Annotated in this window: 24 protein-coding genes; 17 read left to right on the top strand and 7 right to left on the bottom strand. The window is 46.4% G+C overall.

Annotated features, from left to right (window positions below; translation table 11 throughout):
- The first annotated feature begins 42 nt into the window (after nucleotides 1-42).
- The 11 genes from FXO21_RS15985 (at nucleotide 43) to FXO21_RS15935 (ending at nucleotide 8063) form a co-directional block, all read left to right on the top strand.
- Complete coding sequence (locus tag FXO21_RS15985; protein WP_149641013.1) at nucleotides 43-558, top strand: hypothetical protein; 516 nt, start codon at nucleotides 43-45, stop codon at nucleotides 556-558.
- A gap of 56 nt (nucleotides 559-614) precedes the next feature.
- Nucleotides 615-1553, top strand: a complete 939-nt coding sequence (locus tag FXO21_RS15980) for a D-2-hydroxyacid dehydrogenase (RefSeq protein WP_149641012.1) — start codon at nucleotides 615-617, stop codon at nucleotides 1551-1553.
- Between the two features lie 13 nt (nucleotides 1554-1566).
- Nucleotides 1567-2748 (top strand): galactokinase, encoded by a 1182-nt coding sequence (gene galK, locus FXO21_RS15975; RefSeq protein ID WP_310586910.1) that lies wholly within the window; start codon nucleotides 1567-1569, stop codon nucleotides 2746-2748.
- A 44-nt stretch (nucleotides 2749-2792) separates the two neighbouring features.
- A complete protein-coding gene (locus FXO21_RS15970) occupies nucleotides 2793-3935 on the top strand; it encodes an aldose epimerase family protein (protein ID WP_149641011.1) in 1143 nt (380 codons plus the stop codon).
- A gap of 123 nt (nucleotides 3936-4058) precedes the next feature.
- Complete coding sequence (locus tag FXO21_RS15965; protein WP_225865709.1) at nucleotides 4059-4361, top strand: DUF4160 domain-containing protein; 303 nt, start codon at nucleotides 4059-4061, stop codon at nucleotides 4359-4361.
- Nucleotides 4358-4621: a DUF2442 domain-containing protein gene (locus FXO21_RS15960; protein WP_149641009.1), complete on the top strand. Its 264-nt coding sequence runs from the start codon at nucleotides 4358-4360 to the stop codon at nucleotides 4619-4621. The genes FXO21_RS15965 and FXO21_RS15960 overlap by 4 nt, the downstream gene beginning before the upstream one ends.
- Nucleotides 4622-4642: 21 nt before the next feature.
- A complete protein-coding gene (locus FXO21_RS15955; RefSeq protein WP_149641008.1) occupies nucleotides 4643-5257 on the top strand; it encodes a hypothetical protein in 615 nt (204 codons plus the stop codon).
- A 136-nt stretch (nucleotides 5258-5393) separates the two neighbouring features.
- A complete protein-coding gene (locus tag FXO21_RS15950) occupies nucleotides 5394-6020 on the top strand; it encodes a PspC domain-containing protein (RefSeq protein ID WP_149641007.1) in 627 nt (208 codons plus the stop codon).
- Between the two features lie 49 nt (nucleotides 6021-6069).
- A complete protein-coding gene (locus tag FXO21_RS15945; protein ID WP_149641006.1) occupies nucleotides 6070-6255 on the top strand; it encodes a LiaI-LiaF-like domain-containing protein in 186 nt (61 codons plus the stop codon).
- Nucleotides 6256-6258: 3 nt separating this feature from the next.
- The gene (locus tag FXO21_RS15940) at nucleotides 6259-7299 is read left to right on the top strand and encodes a LiaF transmembrane domain-containing protein (RefSeq protein ID WP_149641005.1); all 1041 of its coding nucleotides are present in this window, start codon (nucleotides 6259-6261) and stop codon (nucleotides 7297-7299) included.
- A 71-nt stretch (nucleotides 7300-7370) separates the two neighbouring features.
- Nucleotides 7371-8063: a M15 family metallopeptidase gene (locus FXO21_RS15935; RefSeq protein ID WP_149641004.1), complete on the top strand. Its 693-nt coding sequence runs from the start codon at nucleotides 7371-7373 to the stop codon at nucleotides 8061-8063.
- Nucleotide 8064: 1 nt separating this feature from the next.
- Here the strand turns inward: FXO21_RS15935 and FXO21_RS15930 are convergent, their stop codons facing one another.
- Nucleotides 8065-8775, bottom strand: a complete 711-nt coding sequence (locus tag FXO21_RS15930) for a head GIN domain-containing protein (RefSeq protein ID WP_149641003.1) — start codon at nucleotides 8773-8775, stop codon at nucleotides 8065-8067.
- A gap of 222 nt (nucleotides 8776-8997) precedes the next feature.
- Here FXO21_RS15930 and FXO21_RS15925 point away from each other — a divergent pair, with 222 nt between their 5' ends.
- Genes FXO21_RS15925 through FXO21_RS15915 form a run of 3 tightly spaced genes read left to right on the top strand, consistent with a single transcriptional unit; the run spans nucleotide 8998 to nucleotide 12474 of the window.
- Complete coding sequence (locus FXO21_RS15925) at nucleotides 8998-9624, top strand: RNA polymerase sigma-70 factor (RefSeq protein ID WP_149643513.1); 627 nt, start codon at nucleotides 8998-9000, stop codon at nucleotides 9622-9624.
- Nucleotides 9621-10643 (top strand): FecR family protein, encoded by a 1023-nt coding sequence (locus FXO21_RS15920; protein WP_149641002.1) that lies wholly within the window; start codon nucleotides 9621-9623, stop codon nucleotides 10641-10643. Before FXO21_RS15925 ends, FXO21_RS15920 begins: the two co-directional genes overlap by 4 nt.
- A complete protein-coding gene (locus FXO21_RS15915) occupies nucleotides 10630-12474 on the top strand; it encodes a carboxypeptidase-like regulatory domain-containing protein (protein WP_149641001.1) in 1845 nt (614 codons plus the stop codon). Before FXO21_RS15920 ends, FXO21_RS15915 begins: the two co-directional genes overlap by 14 nt.
- Here FXO21_RS15915 and nadE read toward each other — a convergent pair.
- Entirely contained in the window at nucleotides 12471-14531 is a 2061-nt protein-coding gene (gene nadE / locus FXO21_RS15910; protein ID WP_149641000.1) for an NAD(+) synthase, read from the bottom strand. The genes FXO21_RS15915 and nadE overlap by 4 nt on opposite strands.
- Nucleotides 14532-14667: 136 nt before the next feature.
- On the opposite strand from nadE, the gene FXO21_RS15905 reads away from it, so the two are divergent.
- A complete protein-coding gene (locus tag FXO21_RS15905) occupies nucleotides 14668-15903 on the top strand; it encodes an ABC transporter permease (RefSeq protein ID WP_149640999.1) in 1236 nt (411 codons plus the stop codon).
- 3 nt (nucleotides 15904-15906) lie between these two features.
- On the opposite strand, the gene FXO21_RS15900 is transcribed toward FXO21_RS15905, so the two are convergent.
- The 5 genes from FXO21_RS15900 to FXO21_RS15880 are packed head-to-tail and all read right to left on the bottom strand — an operon-like array spanning nucleotide 15907 to nucleotide 19574.
- Entirely contained in the window at nucleotides 15907-16374 is a 468-nt protein-coding gene (locus tag FXO21_RS15900) for an RES family NAD+ phosphorylase (RefSeq protein ID WP_149640998.1), read from the bottom strand.
- Nucleotides 16371-16805: a type II RES/Xre toxin-antitoxin system antitoxin gene (parS, locus tag FXO21_RS15895; RefSeq protein WP_149640997.1), complete on the bottom strand. Its 435-nt coding sequence runs from the start codon at nucleotides 16803-16805 to the stop codon at nucleotides 16371-16373. The genes FXO21_RS15900 and parS overlap by 4 nt, the downstream gene beginning before the upstream one ends.
- Before the next feature lie 40 nt (nucleotides 16806-16845).
- A complete protein-coding gene (locus tag FXO21_RS15890; protein ID WP_149640996.1) occupies nucleotides 16846-18006 on the bottom strand; it encodes a methionine aminotransferase in 1161 nt (386 codons plus the stop codon).
- Nucleotides 18007-18047: 41 nt separating this feature from the next.
- Nucleotides 18048-18521: an NUDIX hydrolase gene (locus tag FXO21_RS15885; RefSeq protein ID WP_149640995.1), complete on the bottom strand. Its 474-nt coding sequence runs from the start codon at nucleotides 18519-18521 to the stop codon at nucleotides 18048-18050.
- 27 nt (nucleotides 18522-18548) lie between these two features.
- Complete coding sequence (locus FXO21_RS15880) at nucleotides 18549-19574, bottom strand: LacI family DNA-binding transcriptional regulator (protein ID WP_149640994.1); 1026 nt, start codon at nucleotides 19572-19574, stop codon at nucleotides 18549-18551.
- Between the two features lie 322 nt (nucleotides 19575-19896).
- Between FXO21_RS15880 and FXO21_RS15875 the strand changes: the two genes are divergently transcribed.
- Nucleotides 19897-21420 (top strand): tagaturonate reductase, encoded by a 1524-nt coding sequence (locus FXO21_RS15875; protein ID WP_149640993.1) that lies wholly within the window; start codon nucleotides 19897-19899, stop codon nucleotides 21418-21420.
- Nucleotides 21421-21433: 13 nt separating this feature from the next.
- The gene (locus tag FXO21_RS15870; protein WP_225865708.1) at nucleotides 21434-21820 is read left to right on the top strand and encodes a nuclear transport factor 2 family protein; all 387 of its coding nucleotides are present in this window, start codon (nucleotides 21434-21436) and stop codon (nucleotides 21818-21820) included.
- The last annotated feature ends 50 nt before the right edge of the window (nucleotides 21821-21870 follow it).

The following is a 21870-nucleotide window of genomic DNA, read 5'->3' as shown; positions in this document are numbered from 1 at the left end:
CTCCGCTTTACCGACCGGAGCATTTGTTTTTTTCTAATGGAAATGAATATCAAAACCGAGCTGCTGGCTGACGAAAAACTGTCGAAAAGAAAGGCGACGCTGATTGCCGATCACGCGTGCACTTCCGAAGAAGCATTTGATGAACTTTTCAACTGCTTTATTTCAGACGATCAGCGTCTAACCCAGCGTGCGGCGCATAGCCTTAGCATTGCTGCGAGGCAATGTCCCTGGCTGATCGAACCCTACATTGGCACATTGGTAAAACAGCTGGCCCGCAGCGACGTGCACGACGCCATACTTCGCAATAGTGCGCGCATCCTGGAAGATGTTCCGATTCCGGAAGAGTACCACGGCGAGCTGATCGATATTGCTTTTAAATATGTTCTCGACAAACAAACTGCCATTGCGATCCGTGCGTTTTCGTTGACTATCCTGTATAATCTTTCGCTGATTTATCCGGAAATCAAAAATGAGCTCAGATATACCATTGAGGAGCGGATGGATTACGAAGGCCCGGCATTCATTTCCAGAGGCCGGAAAATTCTGGCACGCATTTAACTTAAAAAATCCCGGGAAATCATTTTACCTTGCTTTTTCAAACTTCCAAAAAGACAATGATCATTTATTGCCACTCCTTACTGGACAATGCATTAAGGGACAAACTTGCTGAAACTTTGTCGCAGCACGTTATCAATTACCGTACAGAAGACACAAGCGAAGAAGAAGCACGCGCCAACTTTGCACAGGCCGACTATATTCTCGGCAATCCACCCGGAGGCTGGTTCAGTAATGCACCGGAAAATCTGAAATTCTGGCAGCTCGACTCCGCCGGTTTCGATCAGTATGCATCGATTCCTTTGCGTGACAACGTAAAAGTGGCCAATATGGGCGACTGGTTCGCGCGTCCCTGCGCCGAAACCATCGTGGGAGGCGTACTTGCGCTTTACCGCGGCCTGGATACACTTACTTTATTGAAGCAAAAATCGGAATGGGTGGGTAGCAAACTGCGGACAGACCTGAAACTGTTATATATGCAAAATACGATCGTGCTCGGCGCCGGAACGATCGGCCAGGCGGTGAATGCGATTTTGAAAGGACTAGGCTGTGCCACGCACATGATGGCGCGTACTTCGCCCGACGCAGATTTGCACAGCCGCGAAGAATTACTGGAAGCATTGCCGCACGCAGATCTGGTTATCAACACCTTACCAGGCACCGCTACCCATTTTGCGAATGCAGAGTTTTTTACCAAAATGAAAAAAGGCAGTGTGTACGCAAGTGTAGGAAGAGGAAGTACTACGGATGAAAATGCGCTTCTGGAAGTTTTGAATTCGGGAAAGCTGGACGGTGCAGTACTGGACGTGACCGAAACAGAACCGCTCCCGGCAGACAGTCCACTATGGAAACTGGACAATGTGATATTGACCCAGCATACCGGCGGCGGTCACAGAAACGAGCATATGGGCAAAGTAGATTTGTTCCTTAATAATATTCTGGCTGTTGAAAATCACAGCAGCCCGGCGAATGAAGTCAACCTCTTGAAAGGTTATTGATGTATTTATAAAAATGAAAATGACAACCCCGGATTTAGATTTAGTAGCATCGATCAAAGACAAGTATTTCCAGCAATTTGGAGACGACCACGCGATCCAGGTATTCCGCTCTCCCGGGCGCATTAACCTGATCGGCGAACATACTGATTATAACAATGGTTTTGTGCTGCCCGCGAGTGTTGATAAGGCAGTCTATTTTGTGATCTCACCCAGGGAGGATAATCTGGTGAAGCTGTATGCTGCTGACCTGGATGAAACCTATTCCTTTTCGCTGGACGATCTCACCAAACCCGCTAAATCCTGGCCACATTACCAGATCGGGATTGTGGAGCAGATCCAGAAACGTGGCTTGGAGATTTCCGGGTTTCAGGCTGCTTTTGGTGGAAATGTGCCGGTTGGCGCCGGACTATCTTCTTCCGCTGCGCTGGAATGCTGCCTATTGTATGCGTTGGACGAAATTTTCGGACTCGGACTTGGCCGGTTGGATATTGTTAAAATGTCGCAAAAGGCTGAAAATGAATATGTAGGCGTACAATGCGGCATTATGGACCAGTTTGCTTCTGCTTTTGGCGTGAGCGAATCGGTAATGCGCCTCGATTGCCGCACGCTGGACCTGGAATATTTTCCATTTCCAATGGACGAATATATGATCGTGCTTTGCGACACAAGCGTGAAGCATTCACTGGCCAGCTCGGAATACAATACCCGCCGGCTGGAATGTGAAAAGGGAGTTGAGATATTAAAAAAATATGATCCTGCTATTCAGAGTCTGCGCGACGCTTCGCCTGAGTTGGTGGAAGCACATCGCGACGAATTGGGCGACGTGGTTTACCGCCGCTGCAAATTTATAACCGAGGAAATTCAGCGTGTGCTCGACGCCTGCGAGTTGCTCGTGGAAGGTAATTTACCTGCTTTTGGCAGCAAAATGTACGAAACCCACGATGGCCTGCAACATGAATATGAGGTGAGCTGTCCCGAGCTGGACTTTCTGGTTTTGCAGACCAGAAATAATCCTGATGTGATCGGTGCGCGGATGATGGGAGGCGGTTTTGGCGGATGTACCATCAATCTGGTAAAGAAAACAACCGTCGATGCCTTTGAAGAAGAAATGAAAGTTGCCTATCAAAAACAATACAATATAGATCTTCCCTGCTACCGCGTGAAAATCACTGATGGTACCGGCGAAATCGTTTAAATAAAATAACTGAATTTCCGGCTGCAAACGCTTAACCTTTGAATATGAAAAAGATACCACTTTTACTCACGGCTCTGATCGGTCTCACGCTTTTCGGATGCTCTCAAACAAAGAATGAAGAAAAAATGATCAGCACAATTTCCAAAGAAACATTCGGCGAACTTCCCGACGGCCAGAAAGCAGACCTGTACACCCTCACCAATGGTAACGGAATGACCGTCAACATTACCAATTACGGCGGCATCATCACCAAACTTACTGCGCCTGATAAAAAGGGAGAATGGACTGACGTGGTTCTGGGCTTTGACTCGTTGCAGCCTTATGTAAATGGTCACCCGTTTTTCGGTGCACTGGTAGGTCGCTACGGTAACCGGATCGCGAAAGGTAAGTTCAAGCTGAACGGACAGGAATATTCACTGCCGATCAATAATGGCCCCAATGCATTGCACGGCGGTATCAAAGGGTTTGATAAAGTGATCTGGAAGGCAACCGAAATCAAGGAAGATTCGGTAGTAGGATTGCAACTGGAATATGTCAGCAAAGACATGGAGGAAGGCTACCCGGGAACATTAACCGTGAAAGTAATCTACACGCTTGATAACGACAATGCATTGACTATCAACTACAATGCGACAACGGACAAAGCCACAGTGGTGAATCTCACAAATCACTCCTACTTCAACCTGACGGGTTTGAAAAGAGATATTCTGGATCATGAAGTTTCAATTTTATCCGACAGCATTGTGCCGGTTGATGCGACGCTTATTCCTACCGGCAAACTGAGAGCTGTGGAGGGAACGCCATTTGATTTCAGAAAACCTACCAAAATCAATGCGGGTATTAATAAGATTGACGACGAGCAGATCAAGAACGGCGGCGGTTATGATCACTGCTGGGTTATCAAAAGGACCGAACCGGGCCTGATGCTTTTCGCGACTGTGAAAGATCCTGAAAGCGGCAGGTTTATGGAAGTTTTCACGACCGAGCCCGCTGTTCAATTCTATACTGGTAATTTTCTGGACGGTAGTCTGAAAGGCAAAAACGCCACTTTTTCAAAGCGTTTCGGGCTTTGCCTCGAAACCGAGCATTATCCGGATTCACCGAATCAGCCACAGTTCCCATCGACTGTTTTGAATCCGGGAGATACTTACGAAACGACAACGAAATACCGCTTTTCAGCGAAATAAGGTATATTTCAAAAGTAATGTTACAAGCACCGCGCAGCCAGTTCCGGCAAAGCGCGGTGCTTATTTTTTGTCCAGTTCCGGATCTTTTTTGGTAATTTTGAAACATACACCACTATGCACGCTATGCCGAAAGTCATCGAATACTTTGGGATTATATTCTATTTTTATTCCAATGAGCACTTACCAATCCATGTCCATGTCTCTTACGGTGAGTTTGAAAGTATTTTCGAGATTTTCTTTGAGGATGGACATATTAGTAAAATAGCAGTTCGTAAATCAGTCGGAAAAACATCTCTGCCAGCTCAACAACTGCGTGATGCAAATCGGATTGTAGAAATGTACGCAAGTGATATTGTTAATAAATGGACTGACTTTTTTGTTCTCAAAAAGAAAATTAAAAGTACCAAAATCACGAAGCGACTATGACGCTAACATTAAAAGTGACCGACGCTAACTATTTATCAGACTACAAAATTCTTGTAAAATTTTCCGACGAGACAGAACAAATTGTCGACTTTGAGGATTTCCTGATAAAGAATACGCATCCTCAGTACGATAAATACCGTCAACCTTCGCAGTTCAGGAAATTTAAGATTGAGCGCGGGAATGTAGTCTGGGGTAAGGACTGGGACCTGATTTTTCCGGTAGACCAACTTTATTCGGGCAAGATCGATTCAATATTATAAACATCGTTTTCAAAATCGCCAATGCTAACCAGAACAGTCAAAATCAGCAATGTTACCAACTTATCCGACGCACGCTATTGTGCGGGAATGGGTGTGGAAATGCTGGGTTTTTCCATTGACGAGGATTCTCCGAACTACATTTCACCAAAGAAATTCGAGGATATATGTTCCTGGCTGGCTGGTGTTACTTTAGTTGCAGAAACCGCCGATTCGAGCGCAGAATCTATTTTAGCAAAACTTCAAAATTACCCTGTTCATGCGGTTCAAGTCGAGCAACCTGCATTGCTTGGTTATCTGAAAAGCGAACTGACATTACCCCTGATCCTGCGCATCAGCGTGGATTTGTACGAGGCTGACGAAATTCAGTCGCTACTCGACCGGTACGGAGACGCAGCCTCGAATTTCCTCCTGGAAAGTGACCAGAATGCCGAATTATCACCAAACTGGCTCGAAACGCTAAGCAACCTGGCTACGGAACATCCGCTCCTCATCGGGTTCGGCCTGAACAGCGACCTGGCATTGCATAACCTTCCCGAAAACGTCGGCATTGCGTTGCGCGGCAGCGAAGAGATCCGGCCAGGCTACAAGGATTTCGGCAGCATGATGGACATTCTGGAAGCATTAGAGGAACAATAAGCTTACTTCTGGTTCAGATTTTTAGCTTTCACTGAAAATATCCGCTTAACACGCCGTTTTACCGATAATAATTTTCCGGTTTACAGTATCTTGTATTACCTACTACCTTTGAATACAAATAAACGCTAAACTAATCATGGAAAAGAAATTGCATCGAATACCAGAACAGGCAGTTTTTGGTGGAGTAGCTTCCGGAATCGCCCAATATCTTCAAATAGATGTTGTTATAGTCCGCGTGCTATTCGTCGTGATGCTGCTATTACCCATTCCCCCAAGCTTCGGATGGACAGGTATTCTATATATCATTCTCTGGGCAGTGCTCCCAACCGGACCTGCGGTGGATGTTTATCCGGTGACCGGCGACCCATCCAAGCCGTCGGAACCATTTTTCGACAAGAAAAGGTCTGATCAGACAGTGATGATCCTGGGTGGTGTACTCGTCGTTTTCGGCGCGGTGATGTTACTTGACGATTTCCCGATCTGGTACGAATTTAAGCGTTATTTCTGGCCGATCATATTTATAGCAATCGGTGCATTTCTGATCCTGCGTCAGCGCGATAAGGACCAGGAAAACAATACGACTGTATACCCGACCACACCGCCTCCGGCAGATCCGATTACACCGGTGACACCCGAACCGGACCCGCAGCCTTACACTCCGTTCACTCCGGTAGCAGCTACCCCTGAAACGCACTTTCCGGAAGATCCTGAAAGCCCGAAATCAGATGACGAAGATGACAATCCGGTGATCAAAGTAAATTAGTAACCTCAATATAAATACCAGTAAGTCAACACTTTAATCTAAAATAGCCATGAACTTTCGAAACATTTTCTGGGGCGTTATCCTGATTATTACAGGCTCGCTGTTCCTTATTGAAGAATTAACCGCATTCGATTTTGGCCGCTTCTTCTGGCCAATCATCCTGATTACGACCGGCGGTTTGCTGCTGCTTCGCAATTTTCTGCATACTGATACTTCCAACAGATCAAACATCTAATCTATGAAAACCAACAGAGGCATTGTGTGGGGTGGCGTGCTGATCATTTTCGGGATGATCTGGCTGCTCCGAAACCTCAATCTTCTCAATATTAACTGGGATGAGGTACTTCCCTACTGGCCTGCATTGCTGATTTTTGCAGGTGCACTGTTACTGGTCGGAGGACGTGAACGTGGCTCGGCCGTCGGAGGTTTAGTTGCTTTGCTTATTACCCTGGCAGTTTTTGGCGGCATTGTCAACAAAACGCACCGTGCCTTTGATAACCGGAACAACTGGAATTTTGGCTGGGACGATTACGATCGTGACGATGACCACGACCAGGATCTGGGCTACCACGACGACAACGGTCACGATTCCGATGAGGAAAAAGACAGAGATTACCAGCGCGGGCACAGATCGGGCGATAACCGGCAAATCAATGGCACCTATAAGTACGAAATGGAGGATTTTATTCAAAAAGGGAATTTCAACCTCGAAGGTGGCGCAGGTTCGTTCAGGCTGGAAGGAAATACGGCCAAGCTTTTTGAAGCAAATACTAAAAGCACAATTGTTGGGTTTCTATCAAATACTTCTGTCAACAGGCTTGATAAATCTGCAACTGTAAATCTCAAAATGGAAGAAGGAAATGTCAAGATCAAAAATGGAGAGATTTCCAACCAGGCAAATATACAGTTGAATGAAAAACCAATCTGGAACATTGACCTGGGAATAGGCGCCGGAAAAGGGAATTTTGATTTCAGCAATTATAAGGTTGAGAAGCTGAAAGTGAGTACCGGCGTCGCAGATATGGATATCAAAATGGGTGATAAACTAGCTTCTTCCCAGATCGACATTGAGGCAGGTGTGGCTTCGGTAACGATTGATATTCCCAGATCTGTCGGCTGTGAGTTGCGGATCGACGGGGCTTTGAATGCCAAAAATATCGAGGGACTGGATAAAGTGGGTAGCGGATTATACCGCTCTCAAGGCTACGAAGGCTCAGAGAAAAAGATCATCATCGATTTCGAAGGCGGCTTGACCAGCATCAATATCAACAGATACTAATCTTCTCCCGGGCTACCCCGGTTGGTTCAAATGAATATCTTTGCAGTTTTCGCAAGGGTATTCATTTTTTTATGTCTGGTAAAATCAATAAAACGCTGGTATTGCTGTTGCTGCAAACCAGCCTTTTCGCTCAGAAACAGGAACTTCCCAAAGTGGAACAAAGTATGATCGCGCAGGGACTCGTCAATATCCGACAGGTAGACCCGGGCATATTGGTGGAGCTGAAATATTCTACGACTGATAATTTTCTAAAGAAAGACATTTACGGCGACCTGGACCGCGCCTATCTGCAACCCGAAATGGCGAAACGGCTGGCAAAAGCAAATGCCATGCTCGCGAAGGAGAAGCCCGGCTACAAGCTGCTGGTTTACGACGCCGCCCGACCTAACTCCGCGCAATATGCACTCTGGGACGCGCTGGACGATCTGAAAATCCCGGCAGGCAAAAAAACCATGTACGTCGCCGATCCGAAAATAGGCTCCAATCACAATTTCGGCTGCGCGATTGACCTGACAGTGGCTGATGAAAACGGGAAACCGCTGGATATGGGAACGAAATTCGATTTTTTCGGCCCGCTGGCGTACCCCAGATCGGAACAGGAAATGCTGAAAAAAGGAAAGCTGACGACCAAACAAATTGAAAATCGTCAGCTACTCAGGAAAGTAATGGTTCAGGCCGGATTCCGTGTGAATACAACCGAATGGTGGCATTTTGACGGCATGTCGAAGAGCCAGGCCAGGGCTAAATACGGGATGATCAAATAGATCAGTCGGCTCTTAACGTGCTGCCGCCTGACAGTTTTTTGTCGATGGCCGGATTACCCCGGTAACGCACAGCACTCGCGCCGTTTGCATCCACTTTCAGCAATTTCGAAACGCTAACCTGCGCCTGGCTCGCGCCGGAAAGGTTGATATCTGACTCTTCAACCGGCAGGTCAAATGCAATTAACTGTGAGGCTCCCGACAATTCGCCGTCCAGAAACTTAGCATTTCCCGAGAGTTTGAGTCGCGACGCACCCGTCAGGTCGAAATCCATTTCTCTGGCTGATCCGTCAAATTCACAACGCGACGCCCCGGAGAGTTCAACGTGGATCGAAGGAAGGTTTTCGAAACCAAGCAGCTTGGCATTTACTGCACCCGAGAAATTCACTTCCTCTACATCGGGCATCACGATGTCAATATCCATGCGTTTACGGTTATTGCGCCAGTCATCGTAGCGCGCAACCAGCTTTCCTTCGTGAACAAAAACGTCCAGATCGTCGAGATCATTCAGCTCTCCCGTGGCGGAAACAGAGAATTTAGCCCCGGAAACAACCCTTACTTGAAATGCGTCGCCCATTTCCAGCTCATCGAAATTTTGGAGATCGTAGGTTTCCGTATGCGTTCCGCGCGGTGGAATATGATCGTCGGATTCAACGTAAACACACGATTGCAGACATACAAACGAGAACAGAACTGAGGAAATAACTTTTTTCATGGCTAATAAATAATAAGTATGGATGTGTAATAAACGCTAGGAACTATTAAATGCCCCTTTTTTACCAAGACAACTCCCCCCCCGAGTCCCCCTATGCCAGAAATATTTTTTCCTCAAATGGGGGTAAAAGCAAGCAAGATTGTCATAAAAAAAAGGGATTTAAACTTGACCGCGACCGCTCAGACATATCATCAGCCGCTAATCGAAAGAGATTTTCTATTTTTGACCGAAAATCAAAAACAGAAATCCGTGCAACCTTCCGACCCAGATATAGTTGCTGCGATCAGGCGGGGCGACGAACAGGCGTTTGAAACGACTTTTCGTCAATATTACCCGCGACTTTGCAACTATGCCGCCTCGATGCTGAAAGATGCTGAAGAAGCCGAAGAGGTTGTGCAAACCGTTTTTCTAACGATCTGGGAGAAAAGACAGGATCTGGAAATTACGCTTTCTTTGAAGTCTTATTTGTACCGCGCCGTTCATAATCACTGTCTTAACCGTTTCAAACATGCTTCCGTGCGTGAAGTGCACCGGGAACATACGCTGCATTTCTCGAGTGAATCGTATGAATCGGTCACGGAGGTTATCCATGCGAATGAACTGGAAGAGCGGATCGAGAAGGCGGTGAGCATATTGCCCGAACAGTGTCAGAAAGCATTCAGGATGAGCCGCTTTGAAGAATTGAAGTACCAGGAAATAGCGGATCAGCTGGGGATCTCCATCAAAACCGTTGAAAACCAGATCGGCAAGGCGCTCAAAATCCTGCGTGTCGAGCTGGCTGATTATCTGCCTTCCATGCTCTGGCCTGTCTACTTATTTGTTGAACAATTAATCGCGTCTTTGTCATGAGCCAGTTTCACGAACACATATCGGAAGAACTGCTGGCACGTTACCTGGCAGAAACCGCAACCGAGGAAGAGAAAAATATTGTCGACAATTGGCGGGCTGTTTCCCTTGAAAATGAACAGGAACTAGCCACCTACCGCTTTATCTGGATGCATACCGCATCAATTCCGAGAAAAGTGGAAGTCAATACTGACCAGGCCTGGAATAAGGTTAAGAAGAAAATGGATCAGGGCCCCGCAGCTGTTCCGCTCCTGTCTTCCGAGCCTCGCCGGATTGATTTTGACCAAAGACCAGTTAAGAAAAAACTCCCCGTAACGATCTGGGCAGCAGCGGTTGTAGCCTTGCTGGTAATGGCATTTGGATGGTTTTTCATGCAACAAGAACAATCCAATTCGCTGACAGTCGCGACGACCAACAATACCAAAGAACAGCTTTTACCTGACGGGACAAAGGTTTTCCTGAACTATAATTCGGCGATCACTTATCCGGAAAATTTTAACGGAGATCTCAGAACCGTTTCCTTAATGGGGGAGGCATTTTTTGATGTGACGCCCGACAAAGAACACCCTTTTGTGATCGATGCAAACGGCACCGAAATTCGGGTTTTGGGCACTTCATTCAATGTAAAAGCGTATGAGAAAGCGCCGGTTCGCGTGGATGTGGCGACGGGAAAAGTGCAGGTAAGCAAAGCTTCGAAAAAGGTGGAACTGATGAAAGGTCAGAGCGCCGAAATTTCTTCGGACACCATTAAAAGCTTGAAAGCAAATATGAACGTAATGGGTTACCGCACGCAAGTCTTCGATTTCACGGCTACTGAGCTGAATGAAGTAATATCTACGATTCGCGACGGTTACCATGTTGATGTGCGGCTGACCAACGAGCAAATAGCCCAATGCAGACTGACCATTAGGTTTGAAAAAGAGCCGCTTGACGCGACGCTGGCCGTTATTGCGGAAACCCTCAACCTGGATCTGAGAAAAGAAGGTAAAGTATATTGGCTCGACGGAGATGGTTGTCAGTAAGATTTATAGCCCTCGGCCGATAACCAGGATCCGCATCACCCAACTACTGTTTCTGCTGGTCGCGCTAGCATTCATCAGTGCCGCACCTGCGGAGGATATCCTGGACAAACGCATTTCCATCCGGGTCAACAACCAGCCGCTCGACGAAACGTTGCAGCAGATCGGGGAGCTGGGAAATTTTAGTTTTTCTTACAGTCCGGATATGATCGATATCAAGGCACGGGTTTCCATAAATGCTTCGGATGAGCGCGTGAGAGACATTTTAAACGCGCTTTTTAAAAATAAGGTAACCTTCAAAGAGCGCCGGAAATATATCATTCTTCAAAAAAAAGAAGAACCGGAAAAGACTGAGGAACCGGAAGAATTCAATCTGAACGGTTACATTATCGACAATCGGACTGGCAATAAGCTGGCCAATGCAAGTATCTATGAGTCCGCAACACTGGCCTCAGCGGTGAGTAATCAATATGGTTATTATAAAATCCGGCTTCCGGCCTCAACCGGGACAATCCGCCTGGAAGTTCGAAAGGAAGAATATGTGGGTAAAAGCATTTCCATTACCAGCAAGCAGGATACTTATTTGCAGATTAACCTGAACCCGGATACGCTCCGCCCGATTTCGCCCATATCTCAAACATTCACCAGTGTTCCGGAAGATTCTCTCTATCATCGGATAGAGATCCCAAAAACGCAGGTAGCGTACTCAAAAGAGGCCATTTCAGATACTTTGCCGATCCGCGATTCCGACAACCATGTAATCGGAAGAGAATATGAACGGTTTGTTAAAACATACCAAAAAGTCCAGAACAGCTTTGTCAGCGCATTCGCCTCCGCAAAGCAGGCCGTCCATACCCGAAATATTACCGATACACTCTACCGACCTTTTCAGGCGTCGGTTTTACCTTTTCTTGGGACTAATCATGGGCTAAGCGGAAATATTATCAACGACTATTCCATTAATTTTCTCGCGGGCTACTCATTAGGAGTCGACAAATTCGAGATTGGTACTTTCGTCAACGTCGTCCGGGGAAACGTAAAGGGGTTTCAGCTGGCCGGAATAAGTAATATTGTCGGAAAAAATGTGAGTGGTTTTCAATATTCGAATTTCCTCAACCTGACTCTGGGAAATTTCGAAGGGTTCCAGGGTAACAATGTGATCAATTACACAGGTGGCAACTTTTCAGGCTTTCAGTTGGCGGGCGTCGGTAATGTCGTAGTCGGGACTTTAAAAGGATACCAATTTTCGCTGGGCTACAATTATGCCAACACGGTTCGCTCCGGTCATCAGATCGGGACAGTCAACTATGCCGATTCTTCTGCAACAGTACCTTTCGGGTTATTCAGTTACGTGCGCCGGAACGGCTACCGGAGGTATGAATTTGGAACTGATGAGTTCAGCTATTTCAATACTGCATTCAAAACAGGCATGAGCCGATTTTATAACATTTTCACGTTGAGCTTTAATGGAATGGCCCCTAACAAGCCGCTGGGAAGCCTGGGTTACGGTTTCGGGACAGCTCAACCGTTGGGAAAAGGCTGGGCGGCAAATGCAGATCTGACAGCAAGTGTCGTATTTTTTAAAGATCAGAAAATAGAAGAGATCAATGCAGGCCTGTTCAGGTTTTCAATATCGATAGAAAAGAAGCTTGGAAACAAATTTGCATTATTCGCAGGCCCGTCCGTCAGCCTCCTACTTTCGACAGATCAGGATATTCTGAAAATAACCGACCGAAAGGGGTTGCAGCCGATCTGGCTGGGAGCAGACCCCGGGTCAGGCCAGCAGGTTTACCACTGGCTGGGCTTCCAGGCGGGTATCCGTTTTTGCAATTAAAATCCGATCCTCTTTCGTCCATTCTGCACCGGACTTCCCTCGAAATAAGCTCTTAATTCTTCCAACTCACGTTCAAAACCGCCTGAAAGAATCGGGAAACGGCACCATGACCTTGGATCCAGATTAAGATCATCGAGATGGAAAGAAGGCGCATACCGTTCACGTTTCCACTGGTTGCGGCTCCATAACCTGAAAAATCTTTCAGTCCAGGCCAGTATTTGTTCATCCCCATACAAACCTTTATAGCGAACATGCAGGTTTCTGTAAGATTCCAGAGGCGACTTTTTATCCCGGATCGCAAGTCTTTCCAGCTCATTTAAAAATTCATAAGGCATCAGATCCGCCTCGTCTGTCTGGGTTTGGGCCAGCGGCCGGAGTTCCGCGGTAGGTTGCAGGCTGTTCACTTTTCTAAGTCCCTCAATGCGGATATGCTTTCCCTTCACTTCGCAACCCACTGTTTCCAGCCATCTTAACCATTGACGCAGATAAAATTTGTCGATACCAGCCAGCGGACTGATACTGCCCGCGGTATCCCCATCCATCGTCGCATAACCAACCGCAGCTTCCGAGCGGTTGGATGTAGAAAGTAACAGGTGATTGGACAAATTAGTCAGTAACCATACACCAGGGGCGCGCACCCTCGCCTGTATATTTTGCAGCGCAATATCATCCTGCTCCCAGGTCAGCTCCCTGTCTATTTGCCCCTCTATCAGTCCTTTATAGGTTTCAACCAGGCCATTGATATTGATATTATAAAATGTGGAACCAATGGATTCCGCGAGTGTTTGGGCCGATTCCAGGGTATCAGCCGAGCTGTTTTCTGTTCCCTGGTAAATGTTATGAATCAATGCCTTCGCCAAATCTTCTTCTGTTTCGGCCGACTGTATCTTTTTAATGTAAGACAGCTTTTCCTTCAACCGATCCATACCAATACTTTCATCGGCCAGCCGGATCATCAACCCGCAAAGTGCAGTACAAGCGCAAGAATCCGCACCTCCTGAAAGCGAGATCGTGAATCCGCTGGAGCGGCTTTTTCTCAGGTAATCAAACAATGCCAGACAAACCGCCCGGGCAAACTCTTCTTCCTTCAACGCGCCACCTTTTTCAAACGGCTCAATTTCAGGAACTTGCGGCAATACGGGTTCAATATCCGGAAAGTCGTACCGGGCCGGGACCCGCCAGGTCTTATCTTTTATTGCAGTTGCTATTTTGCTTTGAACCTGGCTTAGCCGGGTAATATCGGTGTCAATCACTGCAGTAGTGATCAGGAAATCTTCATAACTGAAACGCTGACTTGACGCCAGCAGCTCTCCGTTCGAAGCGATCATCGCATCACCATCGTAAATAGCGCGGCCCGCCTCGTTACCCAGCAAATTAGTATAGATATAACTACATGAAAAGGATCTGGAAGCGTCTACGACCAGTTTTTCACGCGTTAAAAATTTGTTGAATGCAAAATGGCTTGCGCTGGGGTTCAGTATAATATCAACCCCGCGCTCATAATGCCGGCGCGCCGGGCGGTTGGACACCCAGCCATCTTCACAAATCTCAAATGCAATTTTCACCCCATTCGAGCCGCCCTGGATCGGGCCGGTGGCAAGGTCAAAGATCACATCGCCGATCGGGTAAAACATCTGGTTCACCTCAATACTTTCAACCTGGCCGGGCTGCCACGGGCGAAACCACCTGGCTTCGTAGTGAATGCCGTTATTTGCAAGGTTTTGTTTACAATAAAAACCGGCGATCTGTTTATTGGAAATCAAACAGGCTGCATTATAAATGCTATTATTATGACGCACCGGAAGCCCTACCGCCAAGATCATCCCGGAAGTTTCCTGAACGATTTCAAGCAGGCATTTTTCAGCCTGTACCAGCAGATCGGGGGCAAAAAAATAGTCGTCGCAATTGTAGCCGGTGATACACAGTTCGGGCAAACAAAGCAGACTGACCTGCTGTTTTCTGGCTTCGCGGATAGCCTGAATAATGTTGCGTGTATTGGACTCCCACGCCATGGGCGTTTGATTGACTGTTCCGGAAGCTACTTTGATGAGTGGCATGAAAACTTATTCTGTTGAAGGACTTTTTTGACTTTCCAAAAACTACATGCCGGCAACTTAATAAAATTTGCCTTTTCGTACCGGTAAAGTTTTTCCCTTATTTTTGTCAACATACAAATTAATCAACTGATTCCCCTTGCAATTCCCCTCCTTCATCGCCAAACGCATCCGTCACAACGAAGCAGGGTCGTTTTCTGCAACAGTTTCCAGGATCGGCGTCGCCAGTATTGCGATCGGGATTTCCGTGGGAATTATTGCTTTCGCAGTGCTACTGGGCTTCAAGCAAACCATTCAGCAAAAGATTTTCCTTTTCGGCGCGCATATTAATATCAACTCTTATTCACAGGGGAATTCCTACGAGGAAGGCCCGATGCCAGTTCTAAATCCGGTTTCCATTGCATTACCACAAATTCCGGAAATAAAAAGATGGCAGACCGTCGCGCATAAATCGGGCATTCTGAAAACGCCGGAAGAAATTAAGGGCGTGATTTTAAAAGGTGTGGGCAAAGATTACGACTGGCAAACGTTCAGAAGCAGCTTGAAACAGGGCAGACTGATCAGTCACACAGATTCATCTTCCATCAAGTACGGTTACTCTTCAGAAATCCTGATCAGTCGCAAAATTGCAGCCGAGCTCCGGTTGAAAATCGGCGACGATGTGATCATGTATTCTCTGCAAAACCCGCCCCGTCCGCGCAAGCTGACGATCTGTGGTATTTACGATACGCAAATGGAGGAGTTTGATAATAATCTCATCATCGGCGACTTAGGTTTGGTGCAAAGACTCAACGGCTGGGGAAAAGATTCGGTGGGTACCTATGAGATTTACCTCAAAGATTTCCGTGACCTCGACAGGATCGCAAATCAGCTGAGAACTACCCTTCCGCCCGGCATATTCCTTCAAAAAGTGACCAGTACCTATCCGCAGATTTTCGACTGGCTGATCCTCCTCGACCGCAATACAGCCGTTTTCCTGACCTTAATCTTGTTTGTTGCCTGCTTCAATATGATCTCGATCCTGCTGGTGATGATCATGGAACGGACCCCTTTGATCGGTCTTTTAAAAACATTGGGAAGCCCAAACAGCCAGATCAGACGCGTGTTTTTCCGGGTGGGATTGTATATGGTGAGGCGCGGATTAATTATCGGAAACATAACCGGCCTACTGCTGTGCTGGCTGCAATACCAGTTTAAACTGATCCCGCTGGATCCGGTGAATTACTATATGGACACAGTACCCATCGTTTTTGACTGGCCTATTTTCCTGTCTGTCAATATAGCTACGGTAGTGATTTCCGGGTTAATCCTACTGATTCCTACACTGATCATTACCAAAATACAGCCCATTAAAGCATTATTATTCAAGAAGTAACAATTACGGGAGCAACTTGGAAAGCAAGCGAAAATCTGTTGTGAAATCTGTAACGGATATTATTTTGACCCTATTAAAATCCTTTGCCAGCGGATTCAAAATGTAATTTCTTTCTGAGGGAACGATGGCGGAAGGAACTGAAAACGTGATAACAGAAGAGTCGCTCAGTACCTGCTCCCCTATCCATTGCGAATAAGTAATGTCATCAGGCCAGGATTCTTTCAAGAGTTTTTCGTCGGTATGAAAGATTAAATCGCTTTCGTCAGGCAGTTCAATGCGTAGCAGCGCGATTCGCTGCATATTTTCCTGGTGGTTAGCATGGACAAATTTTTCCAGCAGAGCGAGTGAAATATGGGAACTCGTGTAAATGCAAGCCTTCCCAACCGGGTTCCACCTTCCGCCGAAAAGTTTGGCGCCGGTACCTGTCAGATCATCGATATACTGCCGCGCTGCCAGCCGGTATACCATCATATGTAAACTCCATGTTCGATCCTGCCCAGCTCATTGGCGATCAGCTTCACGCCCCAGAACGATTTCAGGGTCGAGAAATCCTGCATTTCGCCCAGTACCATACGCGGTTTTCGGAGCCAATCTTCTAATGCTTTGGGAGAAGTGAATACCTGCAAACCCAGATTTGCCATATTCTGAAGCTGATAGAGATGCTCGGCATACAGCCCTTCAAAAGGCTTGTTATCCTTCATATATCGTTGCAAAGTTCTGTCACTGATATGCAGAATATCCGCCCATTCCAGCTGCGTAAACGAAAGGCTCTGAGACAGTTGCTGAAACTGCCCGATACTAAATCCCTGAATCGTACGGTTCGCCAGGTACAATACCTCCGGCTCGGCCGCTATCCGCAGAGGCGCATCGTCGTCCAGCCTGTCATATGAGATTTTTTTCATGACACGAATATTGTCACACCAAGATACGACTTTTTTCGTGTTACCAAATAACCTTCTGCAAATATTCAGCTCCTTTCAACAGGGTTTCGTCATTTTTTGCGAAACAGAACCTCAACGTTTTGAATTGAACAGGTTGGCTATAAAATGCGGAAACCGGAATGGAAGCGATTTTAAATTCTCTGGTCAATCGCTCAGCAAGGGATACGTCGTTTTCGTCAGACAAACTCTGATAGGAGAGATTTTGAAAAAAGGTACCTTCCGCCGGTTTCGCGGTAAAACCAATACCCTCCACAGCCTGCAAAAACAGGTCTCTTTTCTGTTGATAAAAATCTGATAATTTTAAATAATGCCCGGGTTCCAGAAGATATTCCGCCACTGCAAACTGGAATGGGGTTACCACACTAAAAACGAGGAATTGATGGATTTTCCGGAATTCAGTAGTCAATGCAGCCGGCGCCAGGCAATAGCCCAATTTCCAGCCGGTCGTGTGAAATGTTTTACCAAATGAACCACAAAGGAAAGTGCGCGACGCAAGAGCTGGAATGGATGCCGCAGAAATGTGAGAGCTGCCATCGAAAATAATATGCTCGTAAACTTCATCGCTGATCACGTGCAGATCATACTTTTCCGCCAGTTCCGCCAAAGTCTGCAAATCACGTTGCGACCACACATTTCCCGTCGGGTTATGCGGCGTATTGATCAAAATAGCGACCGTTTTTTCACTGATCTTCGATGCTACGGCTTTCCAGTCGATGGAATCATACTGCGGATCCAGCGTGACGAATATCGGAATACCCCCACAAAGCTCGATTGCGGGGACATAACTATCATAAGCAGGCTCGAAAACGATCACCTCGTCTCCGGGATTCACAATCGTCGTAATGGCCACATACAAGGCCTCAGTAGCGCCACTGGTGATTGTAATTTCAGTTTCCGGGTGATATTCCCTGCCCGTAGATTCGTATGTTTTCTTCGAAATAGCTTCCCGTAAAGGCATTACCCCTGCCATCGGCGCATATTGATTTTTCCCCGACCGAATGTATTTATCAACCAATCGCTGCAAATCCGGCGAACAGTCAAATTCAGGGAAACCTTGCGACAGGTTGAGCGCCTGGTACTCCTCAGCCAGCTTTGACATTCTGGTAAAGATCGTCGTTCCTATATTCGGCAATTTGGATTTCAGCCGGGATGTAAAATGCATATTGAAAATTTTGCGATGGGTATTCCCCGAAATAACCTGACCTACTTATCCAGATCAATGAAAGAAGAAGTAAAATGCTTTTGCAGCAGGGGCCATTTGGTTAGTTCTTCTGCGATGAATTCGGGATAAATACGATTGACTGCCAGCTCACTCACATTGATCCATTTGAAAAGCAGCTCATCCTGCCCCTCGGCACCAAGAAAATCGGACTGGTCTTCCAGCGCGTGAATTTCCATTAGATAGTAAAATCCGAGCTCGTGGTATTTTTTTCCATTATAAACGAAGAAATTCTCAGATATCCACAGTAGTTCGCCTACCGACACTTCCAGCCCGGTTTCTTCCTGCATTTCCCTGGCCAGCGTATCTTTTGAAAATTCAAATATCTCGGCCCGTCCACCCGGCAGGCTCCAGAACTTATCGGAAGGTGTCTTGTGTAAAAGTACCTTTCCATTCAAAACCGCAACTCCGGCGACGCGATAATTGAAAAGGGCATCACCGACGGGAAGACTGATCATATTCTTTTGATTAATACAAAAGCAAATTTACGAATGCCCGGAAGACTGACGGATAATCAGCGAAGTTTTAAGGGAACGGATTTCGTATTCGGAGGTTTTTTGCGGATGTTCAATCAGCCGGATTAGTAGTTCGACCGCCTGCTGCCCCATATCTGTGGCAGGCTGCACCACGGCCGTCAGGGGTGGATTAAGTAAGTCGGCAACACCGATATTGGTAAAACCTACGATCGCGATCTGTTCAGGTATCCTGATCTTTTTTTGTTGCAAAACTGCCATACAACCCGTAGTAAGTTTGTCGCTGGCCGTGAAAATAGCGTCAGGAGGCTCAGGAAGACTCAGCATTTCCTGAATAGCCGCTTCATTTTCACTCACTACCTTTCCTCCGTAATGGCAGTATTTTACATAAGATTCATCCACAGGCAAACCATGATCCTCCAAAGCCTTTTTATATCCTGCCAAACGTTCGGTAGTGTTCGACAAATATATAGGGCTGGTCAGATGCGCGATGCGTTTCCTGCCCGACTGGATTAAATGCTTCGTCGCTTCATAGGCTCCTGCAAAATTGTCGGCGACCACCTTATGCGTTTCAATTTCCTTGGGTACCCTGTCCAGAAACACAATGGGCAAACCTCTCTCCATCAAATCCTGAAAATGGAACAGATCAGTGGTTAAACTTGCCAGCGATACAAGCAGGCCGTCTACTTTTCGTGAAACAAGATAGTTAGTATTCGCAACTTCCCGCTCGTACGAATCGTGGCTTTGAAATATGACCACATGATAACCAAGATTATACGCAATAGACTCAATCCCATTGATTAGCTGGGAGAAAAAGTGGTTTGCGATTTCAGGAATGATGACGCCGATCGACTTGCTTTTGCTATCCTTCAAACTCAATGCGATCGGATTGGGCCGGTAATTCATTCGTTCCGCATATTCCATTACCAGCCTCTTGGTTTCGGGATTGATCTCGTAACTGTTACGCAGCGCGCGCGAAACGGTTGAAGTAGACAAATTCAGCGCTTTTGCAATATCCTTGATTGTAATTGCTTCCAAAAGAAAATTGGTTTATTCCAACTTACAACCCGACCACAGATGATATATCTCCGATCCGGTCAAAGTCAAATCACTAATGAATTATAAACAGAGGGTAAGTTCAGGAATTTATCCCGGCAACTGGCAACGTTCCCGATAACGATTGCACAAAAAAAGACAATTCAGTATTTGATATTTCTAATTATTCGCTCTAAACTCGTTCAGGTGTAGTCATAGTAGAACAGACGTTAAATTTAGTCCTTACCCCGAAAAAGACAAATCATATTTTCACAACCAGGCTGCCGCTATGTTTGAGGCAGTCTTGTACAACACTGTCCATACCATGAATTATCTTTTTCGCGAAAAGCTCCGGCAACTCAGAAATCACCCCGGTGTGACCGTGCCTGAGGACTCGGTTTTTCAGTTACCCGAAAAAGTACTTCAATTCGGTACAGGCGCATTTCTGCGGGGACTTGCCGACTTTTATATAGACAAAGCTAATAGGCAGGGTGTTTTTAATGGCAGAATAGTGGTCGTAAAATCTACCGACAAAGGTGATTTAAAAGCATTTGAAAGACAAAATAACCTATACACGCTTTGCACACGCGGAATTATCGGCGGAAGGGTTGAAGAAGAGAATATCATTTCATCTGCAATCAGCAGGGTTATTAATGCCAAATCCCAATGGTCACTCGTGCTGGACCTGGCGCGCAATCCTGCGATCGGTATGATCATATCGAATACGACCGAAACCGGCATTCAGCTGGTTCAGGATGATATTTATCAGTGGCCGCCAGTCTCGTTTCCGGGCAAATTACTGGCATTTTTGTACGCCCGGTACGTTGCTTTTTCAGGTGCCGCCGACGCAGGAGTAGTTATTATCCCGACCGAGCTGATCCCTGAAAATGGTAAAAAACTGGAAGCGATCGTCCTCGAACTGGCTCACAGAAATGGGTTGGAAGCAGCCTTTATCGACTGGATTGAACAACATAACCAGTTTTGCAATTCACTGGTAGACAGGATCGTACCCGGAAAACCGGAAGAATCCGTTCATAAAGAACTGGAAGAAGAGCTCGGTTACAAAGACGAACTGCTCATTACGGCTGAGCCTTACCACTTATGGGCGATTGAAGGAGGTGACGAGATCCGTGCGAAAATTCCGTTTTATGGAATAGACAAAGGATTGGTGATCGAACCCGATATCGAACTGTACCGTGAGTTGAAACTTCGTTTATTGAATGGAGCGCACACGCTGGGAAGTGGGCTGGCATATTTGTGCGGATTCAGTACAGTCGTAGAAGCCATGTCAAACCCGAGTTTCGCTACTTTCATTTCAAATTTGATGCTGACCGAAATCGCCCGGGCTATACCGTATCCTGTTCCGGACGGGCTCGCAGCAGAGTTCAGCCGGCAGGTACTGGAGCGTTTCAAAAATCCGCATATTCAGCATCAATGGTTAAACATCAGTCAAAATTATTCCGCTAAGATTCAATCCCGGGTGGCCTCTACATTCCTGAACTACGAAAAACAACAAGCTCATTTCCCGGAATACGCAACCTTTGGCTACGCCGCCTATATTTATTATATGAAGCCTGCACGGAAAGATGGCGACAAATATTATGGGCTGGCAAATGGGGATTATTACCTGATCCAGGACGAAAAAGCTGCTTTCTTTTACCAAAAATGGCAAATGTCATCAATGGAAGAAACGGTTAAAGCGATTTTGAAAGACGTTACTATCTGGGGTAAAGATCTTAGCAAAGAAGAATCGCTTGTAACGGGAATTGCCGGACATTTGCTTTCTTTGAAACAAAATGGCGCGATGGAAACACTTGAAATGTTTCTGGCAGAAACGGAATATGCCTGATAAAATTAATGCTATGAAAAGATCGATTCTACTTTTTATTTGTTTTCTGCTGATCAATGTCTCAGCCTCTGCACAGTCCTCAGATGAAAAAGCGATTGCTTCGCAGGTGGAAAAATTGCGGGTCGCATTGGTGGATGGCAAAGAAGAAGCTTTGGCGAAACTGACCTCCCCTTCCCTATCCTACGGCCACTCCAATGGTTTGGTAGAAGATAAAAAAGCATTCTTGATTGCGCTGACCAGCGGCGAATCCAACTTTACCAAAATTGACCTGAGCGACCAAACTATCTACATATCAGGTGATGTAGCAATGGTGCGGCACAAGCTGAAAGGCGAAACGCACAACAAAGGAAAAGACCCCGCCCCGATCAGTCTCGGTGTTCTGCTGGTATGGCAAAAGTAAAAGGCGAGTGGCTGCTGCTGGGCAGGCATGCGTTCAAACTTCCATAAAGT

This window comes from Dyadobacter sp. UC 10 (assembly GCF_008369915.1).
Taxonomy (GTDB): domain Bacteria; phylum Bacteroidota; class Bacteroidia; order Cytophagales; family Spirosomataceae; genus Dyadobacter.
The sequence above is the reverse complement of the archived record's forward strand: the minus strand, read 5'-3'. Positions and strand labels throughout refer to the sequence as shown.